General features: G+C 73.4%; 3 protein-coding genes and 1 pseudogene. All 4 read right to left on the reverse strand.

The annotated features are described in order from the left end of the window. A partial coding sequence (locus V2S66_RS34240) for an FAD-dependent oxidoreductase (protein WP_330801000.1) occupies positions 1-382 on the reverse strand: 382 nt, incomplete at its 3' end. 124 nt (positions 383-506) lie between these two features. Further along, positions 507-1,451, reverse strand: a complete 945-nt coding sequence (hpnD, locus tag V2S66_RS34245; protein WP_330801001.1) for a presqualene diphosphate synthase HpnD — start codon at positions 1,449-1,451, stop codon at positions 507-509. After that, the gene (gene hpnC, locus V2S66_RS34250; protein ID WP_330801003.1) at positions 1,448-2,335 is read right to left on the reverse strand and encodes a squalene synthase HpnC; all 888 of its coding nucleotides are present in this window, start codon (positions 2,333-2,335) and stop codon (positions 1,448-1,450) included. Before hpnC ends, hpnD begins: the two co-directional genes overlap by 4 nt. A 300-nt stretch (positions 2,336-2,635) precedes the next feature. After that, a pseudogene (locus V2S66_RS34255) lies at positions 2,636-2,717 on the reverse strand (ABC transporter ATP-binding protein); the annotation flags it as partial.

A 2,717-nucleotide genomic window follows, 5' to 3' on the forward strand; every position in this document is an offset into this window, starting at 1 on the left:
GTCCCGCGGCCAGGTGCAGCGGCACCGGCAGCGCGGTGCGGTGGATCCGGCCGATCCGGCCGGTCGCCGCGTCGCGCACCGGCACGTCCAGCCGGTCCTGCACGGTGACGAGGTCGCGGGCGCCGATCCGGTCGACGAACCACTGGTAGGCGGTGCAGCAGCGCAGGAAGACGTGCTGGCCGTTGTCGACCGTCAGATCGCCGCGGCGGAAGGAGAACGCGAGCCCGCCGAGCCGCGGCCTGGCCTCGGTGAGGGTGACGCGCAGCCCCGCGCCGGCGAGCGCCAGCGCAGCGGTGACGCCGGCCAGCCCGCCGCCGACGACCACGGCGCTGCCCGCGCCGGGACCGGTGCCGACACGGGTGCCGGCCGGTGCGGTGGTCATGCGCCCTCCCCCTCGGCGGTCGCGCGCGGGGTGCGGGGACGGCCTGTCGCGGGAAGTGACGCGGTGCGGGTCGTCGGGGTTGCCTCGTGCCGTGGGTCGTGGCCCGCGCCGTCGCGGGATGCGCTCACGCGTCGCCCCGCGGATCGCGGGCGGTGCGGCGGGCGTCGAGTCCGGCCAGGCCGCGCACCGCGACGTAGGCCTTCTCCCGGCCGGGCAGTGAGACCCGGCCGCGCAGGACGGCCTCGGGGTCGGCGGCGATCCGCTCCAGCAGCCTTCGGTAGATGCCGGCCATGGCCGAGACGCACGCGCCGCTCCTGCGGTCGAGCATCGGCAGCAGCCGGTATCCGGTGGCGAACAGGGCACGGGCGCGCCGGACTTCGAATTCCACCAGGCCGGTGAAGTCCGAACCGGCCGGCGGGGTGTCGCCGTGGAATCCGGCGGCGCAGCCGAACTTGGCGAGGTCCTGGGCGGGCAGGTAGGTCCGTCCGTTCGCGGCGTCCTCGCGGACGTCCCGGAGGATGTTGGTGAGTTGCAGGGCGAGGCCGAGCGTGTCGGCGTATTCGGCGGCACGTTCATGATCGTGCCCATTCGCGGTGCCGAAAACGCCCAGCGAGAGCCTTCCGATCGCACCTGCCACACAACGGCAGTAAACGGCCAGATCGTCCCACGTTTCGTAGGTCTCGCCGCGAACGTCCATCTGGACGCCGTCGATCAGTTCGTCCAGACCGCCGAGCGGCAGCGGAAAGCGGCGTCCGGCGTCGGCGAGCGCGACCGCGACCGGGTCGGTGTCGTCCTCGGCGACCTCGCCGGCGCGGACACGCGCCAGCATCGCGCGGGTCGCCTCCAGCCGGGTGGCCTTCTCCCGCGGCGCCAGTTCGCCGTCGCCGATGTCGTCGACCCGGCGGGAGAACGCGTAGAGGGCGGACATCGCCTGCCGCTTCGGGGTGGGCAGCAGGCGGATTCCGTACGCGAAATTGCGGGCCTCGTGACCGGTCACGATCTCACAGTACTTGTATGCGGCAAGTACCTGTCCGGACGTGTGGGCGGAACCATTCACGGCCCGGCTCACCCCTCTCTTCGCAATGTCGATCCCACCGCGCGCAGCAGGCCGGTCTTGGTGGCTTTCGGCGCACCGGCCAGCACGTCGTGCCCCGCGGCCTCGACCGCCCGCAGGGCGGCGCGTCCGCCGCCGACGAAACCGGCGAGCAGCAGCCGGAGCCTTCCCCGCACGCTACCCACCAGGGGCGCGCCGTCATTCAGCAGGTCCGTCGCCCGCCCGGCCTCGAAGGCGACGAGGGCGCGGACGCGCGTGTCCGCGTGCGGCGCGTGGAGGTCGGCCTCCTCCACGCCGTGGCGTTTCATGTCCTCGGCGGGCAGGTAGATCCGGTCCCTGCCGAGGTCCTCGGCGACGTCCTGGAGGTGCTCGACGATCTGCAGCGCGGTGCACACCGCGTCGGAGCGCCTGATCCGTTCGGGCGTGGAGGTGCCGGTGAGCGAGAGGACCAGCCGGCCGACCGGGTTGGCCGACAGCTCGCAGTAGGCGAGCAGGTCGCCGTAGCTCGCGTAGCGGGTGACCGTCTGGTCCTGGCGGTTGGCGGCGATCAGGCCGAGGAAGGGTTCGGGGGTCAGCGCGTGCCGGCGGACCGTGGGCTGCAGCGCGCGCAGCAGCGGGTGGGCGGGGCTGCCGCCGAAGACCCTGCGCAGGTCGGCCTCGAAGGCGTCGAGCATGGCGACGCGGTCGGCGGCGCCCTCCGGGCCGAGGCCGAGGTGCGCCGCGTCGTCCCGGCCGCCGTTCGCCAGGTCGCCGTCGCCGATGTCGTCGACCAGCCGGGCGAACCCGTAGACCGCCATCAGGTCCTGGCGCCAGGCGCGCGGCAGGAACAGCGGTGCCACCGGGAAGTTCTCGCGCGCGGCCTTGTCCAGGACCGCCCGGGACGCGTCGTCCCCGGTCACCGCGCGGCACCCGGTACGCAGGCGGCGAGCGTCCCCCGGAACAGGATGGTCCCGATCTTCATGGCCGCCACACCCCCCGTTCTACACCGCCCGGTCGAATCTTCCCATTTCGGACACGCCGCACCGGGCGTCCCGCGCACCCCGTATTGATCATCCGCAGGCTCCCAGCACCGGTACAGCTTACGACCGGCCCGGCTCCGGCGTGCGCCGGGGGCGTGACAAGTCGGCATCGGTGACAACGCACGACCCCCACCGGATCATCCGGCGGGGGTCGCTCTGTTTCGGGGGCGTTTCGGCCGGTCACTTGCCGGTGTGCGCCTCGTACGCCTCGATGACCTGGTCGGTCGGGCCGTCCATCAGCAGCTCGCCCTTCTCCAGCCAC

Origin of the sequence: Actinacidiphila polyblastidii, assembly GCF_036353415.1 — a bacterium.
GTDB classification, from domain to species: Bacteria; Actinomycetota; Actinomycetes; order Streptomycetales; family Streptomycetaceae; genus Actinacidiphila; species Actinacidiphila polyblastidii.